This is a genomic window from Microbacterium memoriense (assembly GCF_025398275.1).
In the GTDB taxonomy this organism is placed as follows: domain Bacteria; phylum Actinomycetota; class Actinomycetes; order Actinomycetales; family Microbacteriaceae; genus Microbacterium; species Microbacterium memoriense.
In genome coordinates this window covers 302,242-320,734 of sequence record NZ_JAODOR010000011.1, presented here as the reverse complement: position 1 = coordinate 320,734, position 18,493 = coordinate 302,242, and the positions used below count along the sequence as shown (strand labels likewise).

Below are 18,493 nucleotides of genomic sequence, written 5' to 3'. Positions count from 1 at the left end.
GACTCCCGGAGTGTGTGTCAGCGGACGAGGACGTGAGCACCGACGACGCGCGGTGCGGGCGCTCGCACCAGTCGGACGAGGCGGACCAGCATCCACACGAAGATCGCGACGAGGATCGCGTTGCGGAGCGTCAGGATCACGACCGGCAGCAGCGCGGGGTAGAGGATGCCGTTGTACAGCAGCGGATAGACGAGTTGGGTCAGGAGCGCCGCCGCCAGCGCGACCGTGGCCGGCAGCGCCCAGCGGCGCCGATCGAGGACGAGCCCGAGCGCGATCGGCGGGATCAGCCAGCACAAGTACTGCGGCGAACCGACCTTGTTGATCACGATCAGTCCCGTCACGAGCGCGAGCGACAGCGGCGGGAAGAGCGACACGAATCGCGCGCCTCGGGCCGCGGCCCACGCGCCGAGCAGACCGACGGCGGCCATGGCAACGATGAGGATCGGCGTCATCGCGGCGATCACCGGGTCGATGTCGGTCCCGGTGACCTGGAACGTCACGATGCCCGAGTCCCAGTAAACCCAGAATCCCTCGAGTCCCTGGAGTGCGCCCCACAGGTAGGGGGCGCTGACGACGGCCTCGACCTGCAGGCCGCGGTCGCTCTGCTCCGTGAGGAAGCCGAACGCGTACTGCCCGCCCCCGGCGAGGACGATCGCCGCGAAGGTCAGTGCCGAAATCACCACCGCGCCGCCGAGGAGAGCGCCCCGTCGGCGCACCGCGACGACCGCAGCGAGCAGCACCGCCGCCGGCCACACTTTCATCCAGGTGGCCACCGCGAGGAGGACCGACGCCGCCCACGGCCGCCCGACGAGCCACAGACACGCCACCAGCACGAGCGGAACGGTGAAGCCGTCGAGCCGGTAGAGCCCGACCGGGCCGAGCAGTGCGATGAAGGACAGCCAGAACCAGGCCGCCGTCGTCCGACCGACCGAGCGCGCCGAGCCGACCAGCACGGCGAAGGCGACGGCATCCACGAGCGTCACGAGGATCGCCCATCCCACGATGTACCCCGCGATCCACGAGAACGCGTGGGCGAGGATCATCGGAATGATCGCGAGTTGCGGGTACACCCATTCCTCGGTGATCCCGACCATCCCCCCGCCGGACAGCACCTGCCTCGACCACGGCTCGTAGACGTTGTAGACGTCGCCCATCGGCTGGTTGGGCAGGAGGAACCCGAGCCACGCGACGCCGAGGTGGACCACGGCGAACGCGATCCACAGCACAGCTCGCCTCGACACGCTCCCATCCTAGGGAGCGCCCCGCTCACCTCCGACGGAACGCGAGCACTCCCCCGATGACGGATGCCGCGGCTTCCGCGACGTCGAGCGCGACCAGGGGACCACCGCCGTGCGCCGCCGACGCTGCCGCTCCCGCGCGGCCGTGCAGCCAGGCAGCACTCGCCGCGGACGCGAACGGGTCGCCGCCGGCGGCCAGCAGCGCGCCGAGGATCCCGGCCAGGACATCACCGGTCCCCGCGGTCGAGAGCCACGGCACCCCGGTCGTCACCGTGCGTTGCATGCCGTCCGGGGCGGTGATGATTGTCGTCGCGCCCTTGAGGAGCACAACGACACCCAGGTGGGCGGCGGTGTCGCGGGCAGCCTCGGCGCGATCGGTGCGTTCGGGGAGGCCGAGGCGGGCGCGGAGCGCTGCGTGTTCGCGATCATGAGGGGTGAGGACGCGCGGCACCGGTGCGCGACCCACGAGGTCGAGCGCGCCGGCATCCACGACGACGGGCACCTGCCCGGCGAGCACAGCCTCCAGCGCCGATGTCTCCTCCGCGCTCCGGTGGGCGGCATCCATCCCCGAACCGATCACCCAGGCCTGCACACGACCGTCGACCGTGACGGTCTCGGGGCGCCGGTGGAGCACGAGGTCGCAGGCGGGTCCGAGGTAGCGGACCATGCCCGCACCGGCACGCCAGGCCGCCTCCACCCCCAGCACGGCGGCTCCCGGGTACCGTGCCGAGCCTGTCCGCAGGCCCACGACCCCTCGGGAATACTTGTCGTCGCCGTCGGTTGGCTCTCGCAGGAGCGCGGCGACATCTGCCTGCGTCCACTCGGTGCCCACGGTCATGGCGCCACCCTACCGATCCGAACCGGAGCACACGATGAGCCTGCTGCTGAGCCCGTACGATCTGGCCGGACGCACCGTCCGCAACCGTCTGTGGGTCGCGCCGATGTGTCAGTATTCCGCGACCCGGGGGATGCCGAACGACTGGCATCACGTGCACCTTGCGCAGTTCGCTGCGGGCGGCGCCGGCGCCGTCATCTCCGAAGCCACCGCGGTGCTTCCCGAAGGGCGCATATCCCCCGAGGACGTGGGGATCTGGACCGATGCCCAGCGGGATGCGTGGGCCCCGATCGTCGCGGCGATCCGCTCGCGCGGCGCGATCCCCGGCATCCAACTCGCCCACGCGGGACGGAAGGCCTCGACGTGGTCGCCCTTCACCGGCGCCCGAGGATCGGTTCCGGCCGCCGACGGCGGATGGCAGACGGTTGCTCCGTCGGCGATCGCCTTCGAGGGATATGCCGAGCCCACCGCCCTCGACGAGGCGGGGATCGACAGGATCGTGGCTGCCTTCGGCGCCGCGGCGACCCGCTCGGTCGCCGCGGGGTTCGAGATCCTCGAACTCCACGCCGCGCACGGATACCTGCTGCACCAGTTCCTCTCGCCCCTGTCGAACCAGCGCACGGACGCGTACGGCGGCACGCTCGAGAACCGCGCTCGCCTGCTGCTGCGGGTCGTCGATGCGGTCCGCTCGGCTGCACCGGACGCAGCGATCCTCGTGCGCTTCTCCGGCACCGATGGGGCCGAGGGTGGCTGGGACAGCGCTCAGACGGCGACCGTGGCGACGTGGGCCGCGGCACGCGGTGCAGACTTCTTCGACATCTCATCCGGAGGCTTGGTCGCGCACCAGAGCATCACGACCGGTCCGGGCTATCAGGTCGCACTCGCCGCCGAGGTGCGCCGGGCCACCGGCTTGCCGGTGAGCGCCGTGGGCGAAATCACCTCCGGTCCGCAGGCCGAGCAGATCCTCACCGCGGGCGACGCGGACATCATCCTCGCCGGCCGCGAATGGCTGCGCGATCCGCACTTCGCTCTGCGCGCCGCGACCGAGCTCGGCGAGCCGGCGGCGGCACCCTGGCCGCCTCAGTACGTCCGGGCTCGGCCGCGCATCTGAGCGCGGTGACGCGATCTGCCCGGTCCGCAGCGGCGGCCGGGCAGATCGGGTCACCTATCTGCCGAAGTGGTGACCGCGCCTGGTCGCGTCGTGGACCTCACCGACGAGCTCTTCGATGATGTCCTCCAGGAACAGCACCGCGGTGACCGCGCCGTCCGTCCCGCGTACCTGAGCGAGGTGTCGGCTGGAGCGACGCATGAGTGCGAGCGCATCCTCGAGATCGGTCTGCTCGCCCACGGGCACCATATGGTGAATCCGCTTCGGCTTGATGGGCGCGTTCGCGCGTTCGGCCCCATCGGGTCGTTCGGCGTCGCGGAGGATGTCCTTCAGGTGCACGTAGCCCACCGGGGCACCCTCGACATCGACGATCACGTAGCGCGAGAAGCCGTGCTTGGCCACCGCACGCTCGACATCGTCCGGCGTCGTGCTTTCGGGCAGCGTCACCAGTTCCGACAGGGGCACCGCGATGTCGCGGGCCTTCTTGTCGGTGAACTCGACCGCTGCCGCCACGGCACCGGAGGCGTCGTTGAGGACACCTTCGATGCGGGACTGGTTCACGATCGTGGCCACCTCGTCGAGAGTGAACGTCGAAGCCGCTTCATCCTTCGGCTCGACGCCGACGAGACGCACGATATGGTTCGCGACCCAGTTGAGCACCACGATCACCGGGTGGAACAGCTTCGACACCCACAGGAGCGGGGTGGCCAGCAGCAGCACGGCCCGGTCGGGCATCGAGAAGGCGAGGTTCTTCGGGATCATCTCGCCGAACACGACGTGCAGGTAGGAAACGAGCACCAGGGCGATCGCGAACGCGACACCGCCGATCACGGGTTCGCTCCAGCCGGTGAGACCGAGCGGGCCCTCCAGCAGGTGGTGGATCGCGGGCTCGGACACGTTCAGGATCAGCAGCGAACAGATCGTGATACCGAGCTGACACGTCGCGAGCATGAGCGTCGCGTGCTCCATGGCCCACAGCGCCGTTTTCGCGCCGCGGGATCCCTTCTCCACGAGGGGTTCGATCTGCGAACGCCGCGCAGAGATCACCGCGAACTCGGCGCCGACGAAAAACGCGTTGAAGGCCAGCAGCACGACGAGCCACGCAATTCCTGCCCAATCGTTCATCGTCCCGCACCCCCTTCGTCGTCCGCGCCGTCCGGCAGGGCGGCAGCCACGAACTTCACGCGATCCACACGCCGCCCATCCAGCCGCTGCACGGTGAGCGTGCCGTCGTCGATCTCGATGACGTCACCGACGAGGGGAATGCGCTCCAGAGTCGACATCACGAAGCCGCCGACCGTGTCGTACACATCGCCCTCCGGGACGCGGATGCCGGTGCGGTCACGCAGCTCGTCCGGCCGCAGATCGCCGGGGAAGACGACGCCGTCGGCGGTGCGGACGATGCCGGCACGGTTGCGGTCGTGCTCGTCGAGCACCTCTCCGACGATCTCCTCGACGAGGTCCTCCAGAGTGACGACGCCGGCCGTACCGCCGTATTCGTCGACGACGATGGCCATCTGATAGCCGCGAGCGCGAAGCTCGGACATGACGGCATCCAGGTGCACGGCCTCGGGAACGCGCAGCGGTTCTTCCGCGATTGCGGCGGCCGGCACGTCGGCACGGCGGTTGCGCGGAACACTGATGGCCTGCTTGAGGTGGACGATCCCCGTGATGTCGTCCATCGAGTCTCCGTAGACCGGGAAGCGGCTGTGTCCGGTCCGACGGGCGAGTTGGATGACGTCTTCCACACTGTCGCCGGCGGCGACCGCGTGCACGCTCGGGCGCGGGGTCATCACGTCCGCCGTTGTCAGACGCGCGAAAGTCAGCGTGCGGTCGAGCAGGGATGCCGTGTCCTCCTCGAGCACGCCGGCGCTCGCCGAACGGCGCACGAGACTCGAGAGCTCTTCCGCGGTCCGGGCGCCGGAGAGTTCCTCCTTGGGCTCGACACCCATGCTGCGGAGCACGCCGTTGGCACTGCCGTTGAGGACGATGATCGCGGGCTTGAACACCGTCGTGAAGGCGACCTGGAACGGCATGACGATCTTCGCGGTCTGCCGCGGAACCGCCAGCGCCAGATTCTTCGGAACGAGCTCGCCCAGGATCATCGAGAAGATCGTGGCGACCGTGATCGCGACCACTGTCGCGATCGGGCTCACCACAGCCTCCGTCATCCCCCACCCCGTGAGCACGGGGCGCAGCAGGTTCGAGATCGCCGGTTCCATTGTGTATCCGGTGAGAAGCGTCGTGAGCGTGATGCCCAATTGCGCACTCGAGAGGTGCGTCGAGGTGATGCGTAACGCCGAGATCGTCATCGACAGGCGGGACTCACCGGCATTCCTGCGAGCCTCGAGATCGGCACGATCGAGGTTCACGAGCGCGAATTCGCTGGCGACGAAGAGTCCGGTGCCGATTGTCAGGAGCAGCCCCACGCCCAACATGACGTAATCCATCACGCATCACCCCCGATCGTGCAGGGGAAGGGTCGGTGGGGCGAGCGTCTACTGGGAGGGTCGTCCATTATGCCGACAATTCTACGGCACGGATCTCGCGCTCCGTCCGCGGGCTACCAGCTGACCGGCAGTGCTTTGCCTTCTTCGTAACCGGCAGCCGACTGCAGACCGACGGTCGCGCGATCGTGGAACTCGGCCACCGTCGCGGCGCCCGCGTACGTGAACGAGGACCGCACCCCGGAGGTGATCATGTCGAGCAGGTCCTCGACGGAGGGGCGGAGCGGGTCGAGGTAGATCTTCGACGACGAGATCCCTTCCGCGAAGAGTTCCTTGCGTGCCCGCTCGTAGGGGTCGAGGCGGCCGAAGCGGCCGAGCACGGCCTTGGTCGACGCCATCCCCCACGATTCCTTGTAGACCCGACCTTCCGCGTCGGTCTGCAGGTGGCCGGGCGCTTCGATCGTGCCCGCGAACCACGAGCCGATCATGACGGATGCCGCGCCCGCCGCGAGCGCCAACGCCACGTCGCGGGGGTAGCGGACGCCGCCGTCGGCCCAGACGTGCGCACCGAGTTCCGCGGCAGCCTGCGCCGTTTCGAGCACGGCGGAGAACTGCGGGCGACCGACCGCGGTCATCATGCGTGTCGTGCACATCGCGCCCGGCCCGACGCCGACCTTGAGGATCGTCGCGCCGGCGCCGACGAGGTCGCGCGCGCCTTCCGCCGTGACGATGTTGCCCGCCGCGATCGGAATGCCGAGATCGAGGTCGGCCACGGTGCGCAGCGCGCGCAGCATCCCTTCCTGATGCCCGTGAGCAGTATCGACCACGAGCACGTCGACACCCGCCGATGCGAGCGCACGCGCTGTGGCGGCGACGTCGCCGTTGATCCCGACTGCGGCCGCGACGATCAGTCGCCCGTCGGCATCCACGGCCGGTTGATAGAGGGTCGAACGCAGCGCGGTGCGGCGCGAGAGGGTGCCCACGAGGAAGCCGTGATGCAGGACGCACACGGTTTCCGCCTCGGCGGCGACGATGAGGTCGAATGCGTGCCGCGCGTCGTCGACATCGTCCGCATCGATGGATGCCGTCCGCCCGCGCACGATGTCTCCCAGACGCGCGTCCGGCAGCGCGGTCGCCAGGCAGGTCGCCGGCACGATCCCGAACACGTCGTCGACATGGATACGCGGACCACGCGCCGAAGCGACGACGATGCCGTGACCCTCCGTGGCCGGGAGGAGCGCCGCGGCCTCGGCGACGGTCGCGTCGGGGCCGAGGACGATCGGGGTGTCCCACTGCGCCGGCTGGTCCTTGACCCAGCGGATCGCCGCGTCGATCTCCTGCAGGGGCATGTCCTGAGGGAGTACGGCGAGCCCGCCACGGCGGGCGAGCGCCGCCGCCAGACGGGGACCGGTGACGGAGTTCATGTTGCTGGCCACGAGCGGGATCGTCGCGGTCGTGCCGTCCCGAGGTGACAGATCGACCTCGAGGCGGCTGGTGACCTCCGACCGTCGGGGGACGAGGAAGACGTCCGAGTAGGTCAGATCGACGGTGGGCTGCGGGCCGGAGAACTGCATGTCTTCACGCTACCCGGGGTTCGAACCGAGGTAGCGGCCGGATTCCTGGGCTAACCTTGATAGCTGTGTGCGCGAGGGCTGGCAACGGTTCCGCACGATCTGAACTTCATCGATGAAAGCAGGCGCAACCGTGTCCAGTCAGGTGACCGGCGTGGGAACTTCCAGCGAGGGCGAATTCGGGGCCAATGAGTGGCTCGTCGCCGAAATGTACGACCAGTTCACGAAGGACCGCAATTCGGTCGACAAGGCGTGGTGGCCCGTTCTCGAGGCGTACCAGCCCGCTGTCGAGACCGCGGCCGCTGAGGCCGCGTCGGCACCGGCGGCATCGCCCACCGCGAGCGCCGAACCGCGCCCGGTAACGGCGCCGATCCCCGTCATCGGCGCGCCACCCGTGGCCCGCACCACGGCACGCCCCGCGTCGCCGCAGCCGGTCCCCGCCCAGGCGCCGAAGGTCGAGCCCGCCCCGGCTCGCGACGCCGACGATGACGTCGTCACGCCGCTGCGCGGCATGACCAAGACCCTCGCGGCGAACATGGATGAGTCGCTGACGGTTCCGACCGCGACGAGCGTGCGCACCGTGCCGGCCAAGCTCATGATCGACAACCGCATCGTGATCAACAACCACATGGGTCGCACCCGCGGCGGCAAGGTCAGCTTCACGCACCTCATCGGATGGGCCCTGATCCAAGCGCTCAAGGCGTTCCCCAGCCAGAACGTCTCCTACGCCGAGATCGACGGCAAGCCGTCCGTCGTCGCTCCGGCGCACATCAACCTCGGCATCGCGATCGATCTCCCCAAGCCCGACGGGTCGCGCGCGCTCATGGTGCCCAGCATCAAGCGTGCGGAGTCGCTCTCGTTCAGCGAGTTCCTGTCGTCGTACGAAGACCTCGTCGCGCGCGCCCGGGGCAACAAGCTGACGGGCGCCGATTTCCAGGGAACCACGATCTCGCTGACGAACCCGGGCGGCATCGGCACGGTGCACTCGGTCCCCCGTCTCATGAAGGGGCAGGGCTGCATCGTCGGCGCCGGCGCCCTCGAGTACCCGGCCGAGTTCCAGGGCTCGAGCGAGAAGACGCTCGTGGAGCTCGGTATCGGAAAGACCATCACGCTCACCAGCACCTACGACCACCGGGTCATCCAGGGTGCCGGCTCGGGCGAGTTCCTCAAGATCGTCCACGAACTGCTCACGGGTGGCCGCGGCTTCTACGAGGGCATCTTCGCGGCCCTCCGCATCCCGTACGCGCCGATCCGCTGGGCAGGCGACATCAACGTCGACATCGCCGAGCGCGTCGACAAGACCGCGCGGGTCCAGGAGCTCATCAACTCGTTCCGCGTGCGAGGCCACCTGATGGCCGACATCGACCCGCTCGAGTACATGCAGCGGACGCACCCCGATCTCGAGATCGAGAACCACGGACTGACGTTCTGGGATCTCGACCGCGAGTTCGTGACGGGCGGATTCGGCGGCAAGCGGCTGATGAAGCTCCGCGAGATCCTCGGTGTCCTCCGCGACTCCTACTGCCGCACGATCGGCATCGAGTACATGCACATCCAGGACCCGAGCCAGCGCGCCTGGTTCCAGGCCAACGTCGAGGTCAAGTACCAGAAGCCCGGTCACGACGAGCAGCTCCGCATCCTCGACAAGCTCAACCAGGCCGAGGCGTTCGAGACGTTCCTGCAGACGAAGTACGTCGGCCAGAAGCGCTTCAGCCTCGAAGGTGGCGAGTCGCTCATCCCGCTGCTGGATGAGATCCTCCAGGGCGCGGCGGGCGCGAACCTCGAGGGCGCCGCGATCGGTATGGCCCACCGCGGTCGCCTGAACGTGCTCACCAACATCGCCGGCAAGACCTACAGCCAGATCTTCCGTGAGTTCGAGGGATCAGTCGCCATCGGCTCCAAGAGCGGATCCGGTGACGTCAAGTACCACCTGGGTACCGAGGGCACGTTCGTCTCGGATGCCGGCCACGAACTCCCGATCTACCTCGCCGCGAACCCGTCCCACCTCGAGACCGTCGATGGGGTGCTGGAAGGCATCGTCCGCGCGAAGCAGGATCGGATGCCGATCGGTTCGTTCTCGTGGCTGCCGATCCTCGTCCACGGCGACGCGGCGTTCGCCGGTCAGGGCGTCGTGGTCGAGACGCTGCAGATGTCGCAGTTGCGCGGCTACCGCACGGGCGGCACGGTGCACGTGATCGTCAACAACCAGGTCGGTTTCACGACACTCCCCCAGGACGGTCGCACGTCGATCTACGCCACGGATGTCGCCAAGACCATCCAGGCCCCGATCTTCCACGTCAACGGCGATGACCCGGAGGCCGTGGCGCGCGTCGCCGAACTCGCTTTCCGGTACCGCCAGGAATTCCACCGCGACGTTATCGTCGATCTCGTCTGCTACCGCCGCCGCGGTCACAACGAGGGCGACGACCCCTCGATGACGCAGCCGCTCATGACGAACCTGATCGAGGCCAAGCGGTCGGTCAGGCGCCTGTACACCGAGTCGCTCGTCGGCCGTGGAGATATCACGGAAGAGGAATACGAGAACGCGAAGCAGGACTTCCAGAATCGCCTGGAGATCGCGTTCGCCGAGACGCACGCCGCCGAGACCGGTGCGACCGGCATCGTCTCACCGACGACGGGTCCGATCGAGCTCGCCGTCGGCGAGCCCGAGAGCACCGGAGTGGGCGCAGATGTCGTCCGCCAGATCGGTGACGCCTTCGTCAACAAGCCGGAAGGCTTCACGGTCCACACGAAGCTCCAGCAGTTGCTCGACAAGCGCAACGACATGAGCCGGAACGGCAACGTCGACTGGGCGTTCGGTGAGCTGCTCGCATTCGGTTCGCTCCTGATGGAGGGCACGAACGTTCGCCTCGCCGGTCAGGATGCCCGTCGTGGCACGTTCGTCCAGCGTCACGCGGTGCTGCACGACCGTGCGAACGGCCAGGAGTGGCTCCCGCTGGCCAACCTCGGTCAGAACCAGGGTCGCTTCTACGTCTACGACTCGCTCCTCAGCGAATACGGCGCCATGGCCTTCGAGTACGGCTACTCGGTCGAGCGGCCGGACACCCTCACCCTGTGGGAAGCGCAGTTCGGTGACTTCGCCAACGGTGCCCAGTCCGTCATCGACGAGTACATCTCAGCAGCCGAGCAGAAGTGGGGCCAGCAGTCCGGTGTCGTCCTTCTCCTGCCGCACGGCTATGAAGGCCAGGGCCCGGACCACTCGTCGGCGCGCATCGAGCGGTACCTGCAGATGTGCGCGCAGGACAACATGACCGTCGCGCGACCGTCGACGCCGGCGTCGTATTTCCACCTCCTCCGTCGTCAGGCGTACGCGCGTCCGCGCCGGCCGCTGATCGTCTTCACGCCGAAGGCCATGCTGCGCTTGCGTGGCGCGACCAGCAGCGTCGAGGACTTCGCGACGGGCCGCTTCGAGCCCGTCCTGAACGACAATCGCGGGCTGGACGCATCCGCCGTGACGCGCGTGCTCCTGCACTCGGGCAAGATCCACTGGGATCTCAAGGCCGAGCTCGACAAGAAGCCGAACCCGCAGGTCGCCCTCGTCCGACTTGAGCAGCTGTACCCCGCACCGGTCGAGCAGCTCAACGCGATCATCGACAGCTACCCGAACGCGGAACTGGTGTGGGTGCAGGACGAGCCCGAGAATCAGGGCGCCTGGCCCTTTGTGGCTCTCGAGGTCGTCAAGCACGTGCACGGGCGCACGATCCGCTGCATCTCCCGGGCGGCGGCGGCATCGACGGCGACGGGATCACCGAAGGTGCACGCGCGCGAGCAGGCCGCCATCCTGGAGCAGGCGCTGACGCTCTGACTCCCCGGCGGACGCTCTCCGCATATTGTCGCGAACTCCGCACCCGATCGGTCGATCCGGTGCGGAGTTCGTCACATTCTGCGGTGTTCAGGAGACGGGGACCCGCTCATGCTGGCGGCGGCGCTCGGGATCGCCCTGCTGCGTGGCGCACGCGCACGCTCGATCCGCGCGGCATCATGAATCGGGGGGTTCCTCGTGCCACCCTCCGCCCACTGACCGGTTTCGCCTCCTCTCGAAGGACGACATGGACGTCGCGCTTCTGACCAATCCCGCCGCCCGCGCCGGCGCGCACACCGGTGCGGCGATGCGGACCGCCGAGCGCCTCCGCGCGGCAGGCATGCGGGTCAGTGTCATTTCCGGTGGGAGCGCCGAGGAATCGTCCACTCTGCTGCGCACCGCGCTGGAGGTGGGTGTGGATGCCGTGGTGGTCGCCGGCGGCGACGGGACGGTATCCCTCGCGATCCAGGAACTGGCTACGACCGCAGTTCCCCTGGGCATCGTCCCGACCGGGACGGGGAACGACCTGGCCACGTCCCTCGGCATCCGCGATCTCGACGCCGACGGCGCTGCGGATGCCGTCATCTCCGGCCGGACGCGCACGATCGACCTCGCCCGCGTCACCCGGGCGGACGGGTCCTGCGTCCTGTACGGCACGGTCCTCGCCAGTGGTTTCGACTCGAAAGTCAACGACCGCGCGAACCGTATGACCCGGCCGCGCGGGCACACGCGTTACAACATCGCGATCCTCGCGGAGTTCGTGGCGCTACGCGGCACTCCGTTCGAGGTGGAACTCGACCTCGACAGCGGCGTCGCCGAGCGCATCGCCGGTGATCTCGTCATGGCCACGGTCGGCAACGGTCGCACATACGGCGGCGGCATTCCGATCTGTCCGGACGCCGACCTCGAGGATGGATTGCTAGACGTCACGCTGGTGCGCCCGGCCGGAAGGCTCAAGCTCTTGCGTTTGCTCCCCCGGGTCTACCGAGGGACCCACACGTCGATCGAACAGGTGTCGACGTTCCGCGTCCGTCGAGTGCGGCTGTCCTCACCGGGCGTCACCGCCTACGCGGACGGCGACCCGCTGGGGCCGCTTCCCCTGTCGGTCGAGGTCGTCCCGAGCGCACTCCGCGTCTTCAGCGCGCAGCGGGTTCAGTGATGCGTGGCCTGCTCGCTGCGCAGGCGCGAGAGCACCTGATCGCGCAGCTCCTCCGGAGCGGTCTCTTTGCACGCCCGCGCGATGACGGCCGTGAGGGTCGTCGCCACCAGCGCCTCATCACGACACGCCGGGCACTTGTCGAGGTGCTCCGTGATGTCGGAGTGCTGCGTCTTGCAGACCTCGTGACGCAGGTACTCTTCCAGATCCTTGCGTGCTTTGTCGCAGCCGCAATCGCTCATGTCGCGCTCCTTGTGGCGGGCACATCGATGCCGCGCTCTCGTGCATAATCGGCGAGCAGGTCACGGAGCATTCGCCTGCCGCGGTGCAGGCGGCTCATGACCGTGCCGATCGGGGTTTTCATGATGTCCGCGATCTCTTGATACGCGAACCCTTCGACGTCGGCGAGGTACACCGCCAGGCGGAAGTCTTCCGGAATGGACTGCAGCGCGTCCTTCACGACGGAGGCCGGCATGTGGTCGATCGCTTCGGCTTCGGCCGAGCGGGAGCTCGTCGCGGTCGTCGATTCGGCGCCACCGAGCTGCCAATCCTCGAGCTCGTCGATCGTTCCCTGATACGGCTCGCGCTGCTTTTTCCGGTAGGTGTTGATGTAGGTGTTCGTCAGGATGCGGTACAACCACGCTTTGAGGTTCGTGCCCTGCGTGAACGAGGACCACGAAGCGAAGGCCTTGACGAAGGTTTCCTGGACGAGATCTGCCGCATCCGCGGGGTTGCGCGTCATCCGCATGCCCGCGGCGTACAACTGATCCATGAACGGCAGCGCCTGCTGCTCGAACTGGGTGCGGGGATCCTGCGTCTGCGGGTCCGGCTGGGTCTGCGGGTCTGTCGCCGCCTGCTCTTCCATCACGCGCCAGTCTACGTCCGTGGGCTCCTCAAGCACCGGTGTCAGCGTCGCGGTCACGGGGGCTCCTTTCGGCAAGGTCGTAGGGTTTCGTTAGGGTAGAACCCGATGACCGCACCCGGGTATTCCCCAGACTCCTCCGAAGCCCTCGAACCGCCGCCCGCGGGAGGGCTGACCGTCGCGGATGGCCACTGGGACGCGCCCGGCTCGCACGGCCCGCTGGAGTCGACGATCGCGCTCCCCGGATCGAAGTCGCTCACCAACCGCAAGCTGGTCCTGGCCGCAATCGCGGACGGGCCGAGCACACTGTCTGCGCCGCTCCATTCGGACGATTCCGCCCGGATGATCGAGGCGTTGCGTGTCCTCGGCGTCGAGATCGAAGAGATCCCGGGGAGCGGAGAGTTCGGACCAGATCTGCACGTGACGCCGCCGGTCCAGTTCCGCGGCCACACCGTGATCGATTGCGGCCAGGCCGGAACCGTCATGCGTTTCATCGCCCCGATCGCAGGTCTCGCGACCGGCGACGTGACCATCACCGCGCACCACACGGCGCTCCACCGCCCGATGGGCACGATGATCAAGGCGCTGCGCGAGATCGGCGCCGACATCGACGACGGCGGAAGCTGGTCGCTCCCGTTCACGGTGCGCGGACGCGGGCACATCCGCGGTGGCGAAGTCACGATCGACGCGAGCAGCTCGAGCCAGTTTGTTTCCGGGCTCCTGCTGGCCGCCCCCCGATTCGACGTCGGATTGCACCTCATCCACTCCGGCGAGCGTCTGCCCTCTCTGCCGCACATCGATATGACGATCGAAACCCTCGCCCGCCGCGGCGTGCAGGTCGAGCGCCCGACTCCGAACGAGTGGGTCGTTCCGGCGGGTACTCCGCGAGGGCGGGATGCCGTCATCGAGCCCGACCTCTCCAACGCGGCACCGTTCCTCGCCGCGGCTCTTGTCTCGGGCGGCGTCGTCACGGTCCCGGGCTGGCCCGCTAGTTCTACCCAGCCGGGCGCCTTGCTGCCCGAAATCCTGTCGCTGCTGGGCGCACGGACGTCCCGCCGCGGTGGCGCTCTCAGCGTCTCCGGCACGGGCCGAATCGCGGGGGTCGACCTCGATCTCACCGCCGCGAGCGAGCTGACCCCTGCCCTGTTCGCGCTCGCGGCCTTCGCCGACGCCCCGACGACCCTGCACGGCATCGGGCACATCCGCGGGCACGAAACCGACCGCATCGCGGCGCTCGTCGCGAATCTGCGCGCGCTCGGGGGTGAAGCCGAAGAGCTTCCCGACGGCATCCGCGTGATTCCGCGGCCCCTGCACGGCGGGCTCTGGCGGGCGTACCACGATCACCGCATCGCGACGGCGGGTGCGATCATCGGCCTCCGTGTGCCGGGCGTTCAGGTCGACGACATCGGGACGACCGCGAAGACCATGCCCGAGTTCCCACATCTGTGGCAGCGGCTGCTTTCCCCGGTGAGCTGAGCTCCCGGATGAGCTGGCTGGACTCCCCCGACGACGACGAGGCCGACGACTTCGACGAAGCCGATTTCCGCGTCCGACCGAACCCGAAAGCCAACCGGCCGCGCACGAAGCGGCGCCCCGCGCATGCGGATGCGAAGATCGCCCGCGTCGTGGGCGTCGACCGGGGACGGTACACGGTGCTGGTCGACGAAGACGGCGCCGACGAACATGTCGTGCTCGCCACTCGCGCGCGCGAGCTCCGAAAACAGCCCATCGTCACGGGTGACCGGGCGCGCATCGTCGGCGACTCGACCGGCGATGACGGCACTCTCGCGCGCATCGTCGGCATCCAGGAACGCACGTCGCTGCTCCGACGGAGCGCCGACGACACCGACCAGGTCGAGCGGATCATCGTCGCCAACGCCGACCAAATGCTCATCGTGGTCGCCGCCGCTGACCCCGAGCCCCGCCCGCGACTCGTCGATCGGTATCTGATCGCCGCATTGGATGCCGGCATCCACCCGCTGCTCGTCGTCACCAAAACCGACCTCGCCGACCCGACATCCTTCCTCGGACATTTCGAGGGCCTCGACACGCTCGAGATCTTCCTGAGCAGCCAGGAGGGCATGCCCTTGGAGGCCATCGGCGCACGCCTCATCGGGCACTCCACGGTGTTCGTCGGACACTCGGGCGTCGGCAAGTCCACGCTCGTCAATGCGCTCGTGCCGAGCGCCCTGCGGGCGACAGGCCATGTCAACGAGGTCACAGGACGCGGACGACACACCTCGAGCTCGACCGTGTCCCTGCGTTACCAGAGCGAGAAGGGACGCGGTTGGGTCATCGACACGCCCGGAGTGCGCTCATTCGGGCTCGGACACGTCGACCCCGCGAGCATCCTGGCCGCCTTCACCGACCTCGCGGTCGTCGGAGAAGAGTGTCCGCGCGGCTGCACACACCTCGCCGACGCACCGGACTGCGCGATCGCCGAAGCCGTCGCCGCGGGGCGACTCGGCGACCGCGGGCCGGCCCGGCTCGATTCCCTGCAGCGCCTGCTGGCGACGTTCAGCGGGGGTCCGCGCGTAGGCTGAGCGCATGTCTCGCCTCGAACCCGGATCGTTCGCTCCCGACTTCACTCTGCCCGATCAGGATGGCCACGACGTCGCCCTGTCGACTCTGCGGGGTGGCGGAGTCATCCTCTTCTTCTACCCGGCTGCCATGACCCCCGGCTGTACGACGGAGGCGTGCGACTTCCGCGACAGCGTCGTCCCCCTGCAGACCGCCGGGTACACCGTGTTCGGTGTGTCCCGCGACGCCCCGGCGACGCTCCGCGAGTTCCGCGAGCGCGACGCGCTCCCCTACGCCCTGCTGAGCGACCCCGACCACAGCGTCCATCAGGCCTACGGAGCCTGGGGCGAGAAGATGAACTACGGCAAGGTCGTCGAGGGTGTCATCCGGTCGACGTTCGTCATCGGAGGAGACGGCCGCATCGAGCACGCTCTCTACAACGTGAAGGCCACGGGGCACGTCGCACGCGTGCGCAGCCTGCTCGGCGCGGCGTGACCGATCCGCGGGGATGATCAACTCCCCCGCGTGATCTCCTCTGCCGAGCGCCGGGCGCCTGCCCGTCGCGCCGCAGCGATCAACACCGCGAGGGTGACCACAGCGGGGAGCGCCAGCAGAACTGCCGTCGCCGGTTGCGCATCCAGGCCGGTCAGTGCCCCCGCCGCCACCGCGAGCAGCAGCAACTGCGTCACGACGCCGCCCGATCGGCCCCAGGATTGCCCGCGCGCGATTCCGACGGCGAACGCGATCACCGCCACGGCACCCACCACCGTCAGCACCAGTAACGCGACGGCACTCGTCACCGACTCGGTGTCGCCCGCGGCGAGCGCAACGATCTCCCACCCCGCAATGGTCACGAGCGCCAGCCCTTCCAGGCCGACCAGGAGCGCCGCAAGACGTTCAGCGGGCGATGCCGGCATGGGGTTCTCCTCGTTTTTCACGGCGCGTCGGGCGAACACACAGAAAATCGGGCAGGAAGTGCCGTGTTCACTCTTGATTCATATCGACGTGCATGGGACCATTGTTGAAGCAGTGTGCTCCCACAGCGAAGTGGGGCGAGCATTCCAGCTCGCACACCACCAGAGTAATCGACGCATCGCGTCGCCCCCGTCTCTGACTTCGAATCCCGCATCAAGGAGCACCCTATGGATTGGCGCGACAAATCCGCCTGCCTGACCGTCGACCCCGAACTGTTCTTCCCTGTGGGGAACACGGGCCCCGCCGTCGACCAGATCGAAAAGGCGAAGTCCGTCTGCGCACGGTGCACGGTCACCGAGATCTGCCTGCAGTACGCCCTCGAGACCGGCCAGGACTCGGGTGTGTGGGGAGGCCTGTCCGAGGACGAGCGCCGCGCTCTGAAGCGCCGCGCTGCCCGCGCACGCCGCGCGTCCTGACTCGAGGGAGTCACCGGCCCGTGGGCCGGTGACTCAGTGCGCGGCGCGGTCGATGTAGCGCAGCGGGATGTCGATGGTCACTTCGGTGCCGCTCCCGGTGATCGTGTGCCAATCGATCGTGCCGCTGAGTTCGCCCTGGATGAGGGTGCGCACGATCTGCGTACCCAGACCCCGGCCGACCTGACCCTCGGGGAGTCCCACGCCGTTGTCACGGACGCGCACTTCGAGGCGATCGTCGCTGCGCGCGGCGATGATCTCGACCTCGCCTTCCTTATCGGCGAGGCCGTGCTCGACCGCGTTGGTGACGAGTTCCGTGAGGGCGAGAGCGAGCGGTGTCGCATACTCGCTGGGCAGGGTTCCGAACGTGCCGCTCTTGAGCGTCCGCGCGCGCGTGTTGGGGGATGCCGCAACTTCCGCGACGAGCTTCATCACCTGGTTGAAGACCTCATCGAAGTCGACATCCTGCGCGAGGCCCGCCGACAGCGTGTCATGGACCACGGCGATCGCCGAGACGCGGCGCATGGCCTGCGTCAGGGCGTCGCGGGCATCCTCGGAATGCGTACGGCGGGACTGGATGCGCAGCAGCGACGCGACGGTCTGCAGATTGTTCTTGACCCGGTGGTGGATCTCGCGGATCGTGGCGTCTTTCGTGATCAGCTCTTGCTCCTGATGCCGAATCTCCGTCACATCGCGGCAGAGCACGATCGCCCCGATGCGGGCACCTTGGTCACGGAGGGGAATCGTCCGCAGGGACACGGTGACCCCCCGCGCCTCAAGATCCGCGCGCCACGGAGCGCGTCCGGCCATCACGATCGGCAACGACTCGTCGTATTCGCGCTTGGCGGGCAGGATCGCCGACGCCATCTCGAGCAAGGACTCCCCCTCGAGCTCGTCCTCGAACCCCAGCCTGTTGAAGGCCGACAGCGCGTTGGGGCTCGCGAACGTCGTGATCCCGTCCACATCCAGCCGGATCAGACCATCTGACGCGCGCGGAGCACCCCGACGGGGAGAGGTCGGCGCGGTGAGGTCCGGGAAATCAGCCGCGGCGACCATGCCGAACAAATCGTCGGCGCAATCGTTGAACGTGATCTGCTGACGCGACGGTGTGCGCGCCTCACCCAGATTGGTGTGTCGGGTCAGGACGCCGACGACGGTCGGTGGGCGATCCGCCGTGGCACGCTCACGGACGATCGGGACGGCCCGCACCCGCGTCGGCGTCTCTTCGAACCAGTCCGGCGATGCCGAGTCGACGATGCGGGCGTGCGTGAACGCCTCGCGCACTTGGGTACGCCACTGCGGACGGACGAGGTCGCCCACGATGTCCCGGTAGAACAGCGTCGCCGCTCCCCCGGGACGCGTGTGCGCGACCGCGACGAATGAGTCGTCGTTCGTCGGCACCCACACGACGATGTCGGCGAAGGCCAGGTCGGCCAGAAGCTGTCCGTCACCGGCCAAACGGTGCAACCACTCGATATCGGCCTCACTGGAGAGACCCTGGGCGTAGACGAGATCGCTGAGTGCCGACACGGTCCCAGCCTAGGG

At 68.4% G+C, this 18,493-nt stretch carries 16 protein-coding genes; 7 read left to right on the top strand and 9 right to left on the bottom strand.

Features of this window, described 5'->3' with window-relative positions:
- Positions 1 to 17 precede the first annotated feature (17 nt).
- Positions 18 to 1,241 (bottom strand): glycosyltransferase 87 family protein, encoded by a 1,224-nt coding sequence (locus N4R40_RS10790; protein ID WP_261607374.1) that lies wholly within the window; start codon positions 1,239 to 1,241, stop codon positions 18 to 20.
- A 25-nt stretch (positions 1,242 to 1,266) separates the two neighbouring features.
- The gene (locus tag N4R40_RS10785) at positions 1,267 to 2,076 is read right to left on the bottom strand and encodes an NAD(P)H-hydrate dehydratase (RefSeq protein WP_261607373.1); all 810 of its coding nucleotides are present in this window, start codon (positions 2,074 to 2,076) and stop codon (positions 1,267 to 1,269) included.
- Positions 2,077 to 2,110: 34 nt separating this feature from the next.
- On the opposite strand from N4R40_RS10785, the gene N4R40_RS10780 reads away from it, so the two are divergent.
- Entirely contained in the window at positions 2,111 to 3,184 is a 1,074-nt protein-coding gene (locus N4R40_RS10780; protein ID WP_261607372.1) for an NADH:flavin oxidoreductase/NADH oxidase, read from the top strand.
- A 54-nt stretch (positions 3,185 to 3,238) separates the two neighbouring features.
- Here the strand turns inward: N4R40_RS10780 and N4R40_RS10775 are convergent, their stop codons facing one another.
- The 3 genes from N4R40_RS10775 to guaB1 all read right to left on the bottom strand — a co-directional run bounded on the left by N4R40_RS10775 (position 3,239) and on the right by guaB1 (position 7,202).
- Positions 3,239 to 4,306 carry a hemolysin family protein gene (locus N4R40_RS10775; RefSeq protein WP_261607371.1) on the bottom strand — a complete coding sequence of 356 codons (1,068 nt, stop codon included), beginning with the start codon at positions 4,304 to 4,306 and terminating at the stop codon, positions 3,239 to 3,241.
- A complete protein-coding gene (locus N4R40_RS10770) occupies positions 4,303 to 5,631 on the bottom strand; it encodes a hemolysin family protein (protein WP_261607445.1) in 1,329 nt (442 codons plus the stop codon). Before N4R40_RS10770 ends, N4R40_RS10775 begins: the two co-directional genes overlap by 4 nt.
- Before the next feature lie 113 nt (positions 5,632 to 5,744).
- The gene (gene guaB1, locus N4R40_RS10765; protein ID WP_261607370.1) at positions 5,745 to 7,202 is read right to left on the bottom strand and encodes a GMP reductase; all 1,458 of its coding nucleotides are present in this window, start codon (positions 7,200 to 7,202) and stop codon (positions 5,745 to 5,747) included.
- A 130-nt stretch (positions 7,203 to 7,332) separates the two neighbouring features.
- On the opposite strand from guaB1, the gene N4R40_RS10760 reads away from it, so the two are divergent.
- Together N4R40_RS10760 and N4R40_RS10755 are read left to right on the top strand one after the other, a co-directional pair.
- On the top strand, positions 7,333 to 11,025 hold the full coding sequence (locus tag N4R40_RS10760) for a multifunctional oxoglutarate decarboxylase/oxoglutarate dehydrogenase thiamine pyrophosphate-binding subunit/dihydrolipoyllysine-residue succinyltransferase subunit (RefSeq protein WP_261607444.1): 3,693 nt from the start codon (positions 7,333 to 7,335) through the stop codon (positions 11,023 to 11,025).
- Between the two features lie 244 nt (positions 11,026 to 11,269).
- Complete coding sequence (locus N4R40_RS10755; RefSeq protein ID WP_261607369.1) at positions 11,270 to 12,181, top strand: diacylglycerol kinase; 912 nt, start codon at positions 11,270 to 11,272, stop codon at positions 12,179 to 12,181.
- Here N4R40_RS10755 and N4R40_RS10750 read toward each other — a convergent pair.
- Together N4R40_RS10750 and N4R40_RS10745 are read right to left on the bottom strand one after the other, a co-directional pair.
- Positions 12,175 to 12,420, bottom strand: a complete 246-nt coding sequence (locus tag N4R40_RS10750; RefSeq protein ID WP_261607368.1) for a zf-HC2 domain-containing protein — start codon at positions 12,418 to 12,420, stop codon at positions 12,175 to 12,177. The two genes, N4R40_RS10755 and N4R40_RS10750, sit on opposite strands and share 7 nt — an antisense overlap.
- A complete protein-coding gene (locus N4R40_RS10745; RefSeq protein WP_261607443.1) occupies positions 12,417 to 13,043 on the bottom strand; it encodes a sigma-70 family RNA polymerase sigma factor in 627 nt (208 codons plus the stop codon). Before N4R40_RS10745 ends, N4R40_RS10750 begins: the two co-directional genes overlap by 4 nt.
- 105 nt (positions 13,044 to 13,148) lie before the next feature.
- Between N4R40_RS10745 and aroA the strand changes: the two genes are divergently transcribed.
- The 3 genes from aroA to bcp are packed head-to-tail and all read left to right on the top strand — an operon-like array spanning position 13,149 to position 16,055.
- Positions 13,149 to 14,516: a 3-phosphoshikimate 1-carboxyvinyltransferase gene (aroA, locus tag N4R40_RS10740; RefSeq protein WP_261607367.1), complete on the top strand. Its 1,368-nt coding sequence runs from the start codon at positions 13,149 to 13,151 to the stop codon at positions 14,514 to 14,516.
- 8 nt (positions 14,517 to 14,524) lie between these two features.
- Positions 14,525 to 15,583 carry a ribosome small subunit-dependent GTPase A gene (gene rsgA / locus N4R40_RS10735; protein ID WP_261607366.1) on the top strand — a complete coding sequence of 353 codons (1,059 nt, stop codon included), beginning with the start codon at positions 14,525 to 14,527 and terminating at the stop codon, positions 15,581 to 15,583.
- 4 nt (positions 15,584 to 15,587) lie between these two features.
- Complete coding sequence (gene bcp / locus N4R40_RS10730; protein WP_261607365.1) at positions 15,588 to 16,055, top strand: thioredoxin-dependent thiol peroxidase; 468 nt, start codon at positions 15,588 to 15,590, stop codon at positions 16,053 to 16,055.
- A gap of 17 nt (positions 16,056 to 16,072) precedes the next feature.
- Here bcp and N4R40_RS10725 read toward each other — a convergent pair whose 3' ends face one another.
- The gene (locus N4R40_RS10725) at positions 16,073 to 16,477 is read right to left on the bottom strand and encodes a histidine kinase (RefSeq protein WP_261607364.1); all 405 of its coding nucleotides are present in this window, start codon (positions 16,475 to 16,477) and stop codon (positions 16,073 to 16,075) included.
- Positions 16,478 to 16,702: 225 nt separating this feature from the next.
- Between N4R40_RS10725 and N4R40_RS10720 the strand changes: the two genes are divergently transcribed.
- Positions 16,703 to 16,951 carry a WhiB family transcriptional regulator gene (locus tag N4R40_RS10720; RefSeq protein WP_121060093.1) on the top strand — a complete coding sequence of 83 codons (249 nt, stop codon included), beginning with the start codon at positions 16,703 to 16,705 and terminating at the stop codon, positions 16,949 to 16,951.
- Positions 16,952 to 16,984: 33 nt separating this feature from the next.
- Here N4R40_RS10720 and N4R40_RS10715 read toward each other — a convergent pair whose 3' ends face one another.
- A complete protein-coding gene (locus N4R40_RS10715) occupies positions 16,985 to 18,478 on the bottom strand; it encodes a sensor histidine kinase (RefSeq protein ID WP_261607363.1) in 1,494 nt (497 codons plus the stop codon).
- Positions 18,479 to 18,493: the final 15 nt, after the last annotated feature.